The sequence below is a fragment of the Mucilaginibacter sp. P4_G9 genome (assembly GCF_056400985.1).
On record NZ_JBFUKF010000446.1, the window covers coordinates 1 to 3,971 of the forward strand.

Sequence of the window (3,971 nt, forward strand, 5' to 3'; positions counted from 1 at the left end):
GGGTGATATTGGTTTATAAAGTGATAGAAAATCAATCGGTATAACTTGCACACAAGTTAATTATTATTTATAAAATAAATATTGATTTATAAAAAATATATTAATAGTTTATTTTGAAAATATTGGCCATGGGCTTTGTAACAAAGCAGTGGGAATCCATAATCCGGTAGTGCCGAGGTTGTCCTTTTTATTTTATTCAATTATTTTTAAACAATAATCATTTAATATGAAAACACGTCTACTTATAGCTGTTTGCTTTTTACTTTCGGCTTGCTGTCTGCAGGCTCAGCCTAAAGGCCCTGATGCTGATTATGTAAAAGCCAATTACAGTAAATATGAGTACCAGGTGCCCATGCGCGATGGCAAAAAGCTGTTCACATCGGTATATGTACCAAAAGATCAAACCAAAAAATACCCGGTTATGATGGATAGAACGCCCTACAGTGTTGCCCCTTATGGTGCTGATGCTTATAAAGGCAGTTTAGGCCCATCATCGTTGTTTGTGCACGATGGTTACATTTTTGTTTACCAGGATGTGCGCGGTCGTTGGATGAGCGAGGGCATCTACGAGGAAATGACACCTGAAAAAGAAGTTCATAAAACCAAAAACGATGTGGATGAAGGTACCGATACCTACGATACCATCAATTGGCTGCTAAAAAATGTGCCTAACAATAATGGTAAGGTTGGCGTATGGGGCATTTCATATCCCGGTTTTTATACTACAACAGCGCTGCTGAGTCGTCACCCTGCATTGGTAGCTGCATCTCCGCAGGCGCCTATTGCCGATCTTTACCGGGATGACGCTTTCCATAATGGCGCATTTATGCTGGTGGCCAATTTTGGTTTTTACCCGGGCTTTACCAACAGGCAGGACGATAAGCCAACCCAGCGTCGCGGATCGCGATTTGATGCCGGTACCGAAGATGGCTACGATTTTTTCCTGCGGATGGGTTCGGTAAAAAACTCAAACGATAAATATTATAAAGATACCATCCGTTTATGGAACGAGATGCTTGATCATCCCAATTATGATCAGCATTGGAAGGATCGAAATGTACTTTATCACCTGCACGATATTAAAACCGCGGTACTGGTTACCGGAGGATGGTACGATGCCGAGGACCTGTACGGCGCAATCAATACTTACAAAACGTTGGTTAAGGAAAACCCTAGAACCCCGGTTTACTTTACCATGGGCCCCTGGGTACATGGCGGCYGGGCACGTGGTGATGGCGACCATTTAGGCGATGTTAGTTTTGGCGGCCCCACAGGTCCGTTCTACCGTGAAAAAATTGAGTTCGCTTTTTTTAGTCACTATTTAAAAGGGACCGATTTGAACCTGGAGCCAATATCAACCTTTGAAACCGGTGTTAACCAATGGAGAACCTATAAAACATGGCCGCCAAAAGAGGCCCGTGAAAAGAATTTATACCTGCTGCCCGGTGGCAAAGTATCATTTGATGCTCCTGCTACAGGTGAAAGCTTTGATGAATTTGTATCAGACCCCAATAAGCCTGTGCCATTCATCAATACCATTGATAACGGCATGAAACGTGAATACATGACGGGCGACCAGCGTTTTGCTTCGCAAAGGCCGGATGTTTTAACCTACGAAACAGGCATATTGAACAAGGACATTACCCTTGCCGGAAACATCTGGGCCAACCTTAAAGTATCAACCACGGGTACCGATGCTGATTGGGTGGTTAAGGTTATTGATGTATACCCCGATTCAACCAAAAACAATAAGTTTACCGGTAAGGAAGTTTACCTGTCTGGTTACCAGCAAATGGTACGCAGCGAGGCTATGCGTGGTAAATTTCGCAACGGCTTTGATAAACCGGAGCCATTTGTGCCAGGCAAAATAACCCCGGTTAACTTTGAGCTGCAGGATGTGCTGCATACTTTCAAAAAAGGGCATAGGCTAATGGTACAGGTACAAAGCACCTGGTTTCCGCTTATCGACAGGAATACCCAACAGTTCCAGGACATTATGAAAGCTAAAGACACCGACTTTAAAAAGGCCACCCACAAGGTATACACCTCCAAAAATGAACCGAGCTTTTTGAAAGTTAGGGTGATAGAATAATACTTGTTTTATTGTTAAAAGTATTGAAATAGTAAAGATTAGGGGGTAATCTGTAGCATTCATCCCACGTAAGCCGTAATAGTATAAAACCACCGTTATGACCAGGAAGATATTATTGCTGCTGCTTGTTACAGTTTGCTTATCGTGTAAAAAAAACCATCAAAAACCAGGCTGTTCCATAAGTGTGTGTACCCAGGAATTTGCAAGCATAGGTATACGTTTTGTAAATAAAGCAGGCGGTGCCGTAACGGTAACAAATTTTACAGCCAAAAACTTAAGAAACGATTCATTGATTGTTGCAGATGGAGATATCGACCCGGGTTTTTCGCCTGGATTCAAAACAATTGCAACTGATAATAACCTGGAAGAATTTTCAACCGGGGGCGACAACGTACGGGTCTCGGCAACCAATCCAGCGACCGACCAAACCAAAACCGCCATTGTAAAAATAGCGGGAGGATGCGCGTGCCATATCAGTAAAATTTCCGGACCGGATACGGTAGTTTTTGATTAGATCTGATACCGCTTATATACGTGTTAAAAGCACCGGCGAACCATTGGCATTCACCTGGTACAATACATAGTTGCTCCCGTTGTCATTCATTGCCTTTACCATGTGTTTTTTACCGTTCTGTGTTACACTAACTTTCTTCCATTCAGTAGGTACATACGTTTTCATTGTTAGTGGTATATTATAAAACCCTTTATTTAACGGTTGGCTTACGCTTACCGTTATGCGCCCGTTTTTTAAATCCGATTGTACTTTCGCGCTTTGCCTTTCGCGCATGTATTTGGTAACATCGGCAAAGGTGGCCACCCAAAGCTTATCTTCGTGGTTTTTGATGTAGGTAAAATATTCAGTCAGTTCGGTAGCTGGCAGGGCTTCCCAGCCAATGCCTTCCACACCATGGTGGGTAAGCACCAGCCAGGTATCATGCCGGTTTATGGTAGTATCAACCCAGGCTTTCATCAGGGGCAGTGTTGTTTTGGTGGTTGCCCCGCGCTGGTACTGTACATACGCTTTATCAGTGTTGCCCGGCGTATCCTTACTGCCCCGGCTAATCTCTTTAAGCCATGGCTCGGGCATGCGGTTACGCAGGGCGGGGTAAACCTTGCTTAAGTATTCCACTACACGGTCATTCTCAGTGCCAAACGGGCCCTCGGCGCTAAAGGTATAACGCATACCTAAATGATTTAAAATATCCAGCCGGCTTTTCTCCATTTCGTACATGATGTTTGGTTCATCAAGCGCGGCCAGGCGGGGGTGGGTTATCATATGGCTGGCAAACTCATGCCCCTGGGCTGCGTACTTTTTAATTTCGGTCCAGGTAGTACCGTGCGCATCGTTGTACTCGGTATTATGCTCTATACCCTGCTTAAAATCGCCATGGCGTACTTTACTGTACAGTTCATCTATCACTTTATAGGCGGCTTCGGGTTTGTTATCATCTATTAACGATCCGGCTTTGTAATGATAATCAAGTGCGCCCACCAATCCTAAATAACCCGCAGCCGAAGCCCGCTCATAAAAATTGCTTYTATTGGTGGGAATGGCAGCTGTTTCGGCTATGATCTCTTTTACCGGCCTGCCAATAAATTTACCATGATACTGCGATCCTGGAATCTGGCCGGTGATGATGAAAAAAGTCCCTTTTATATGGAGTTTATTCAAAATAGGCAGAGCTATTTTAAACTGGTTGACAGAGCCATCATCCCAGGTAATGGACACCGCGCCATTGCGATTATATTGCCAGCGGGTGATCTCCGTTTTGCCTGGCTGTGCATTTAAATGGCTTGCAAACGCCAGCATAACTAAAAAAACAGGCAGTGTTTTTTTCATAAAAACAGGTTTATAAGGCTAATATAATTACATCTGCAG

The 3,971-nt window shown here is 43.8% G+C and carries 3 protein-coding genes; 2 read left to right on the top strand and 1 reads right to left on the bottom strand.

What is annotated here, in order from left to right:
- Positions 1–226 precede the first annotated feature (226 nt).
- Both AC1DPZ_RS23440 and AC1DPZ_RS23445 read left to right on the top strand, forming a co-directional pair.
- The gene (locus AC1DPZ_RS23440; protein WP_477408012.1) at positions 227–2,092 is read left to right on the top strand and encodes a CocE/NonD family hydrolase; all 1,866 of its coding nucleotides are present in this window, start codon (positions 227–229) and stop codon (positions 2,090–2,092) included.
- Between the two features lie 97 nt (positions 2,093–2,189).
- Positions 2,190–2,606: a hypothetical protein gene (locus AC1DPZ_RS23445; protein WP_477408014.1), complete on the top strand. Its 417-nt coding sequence runs from the start codon at positions 2,190–2,192 to the stop codon at positions 2,604–2,606.
- A gap of 12 nt (positions 2,607–2,618) precedes the next feature.
- Here the strand turns inward: AC1DPZ_RS23445 and AC1DPZ_RS23450 are convergent, their stop codons facing one another.
- A complete protein-coding gene (locus tag AC1DPZ_RS23450; protein WP_477408016.1) occupies positions 2,619–3,932 on the bottom strand; it encodes a polysaccharide deacetylase family protein in 1,314 nt (437 codons plus the stop codon).
- Positions 3,933–3,971: the final 39 nt, after the last annotated feature.

Bases quoted from the DNA above. Each gene is read 5' to 3' on its own strand.
- AC1DPZ_RS23445 (WP_477408014.1), top strand. From the start codon at position 2,190: ATGACCAGGAAGATATTATTGCTGCTGCTTGTTACAGTTTGCTTATCG.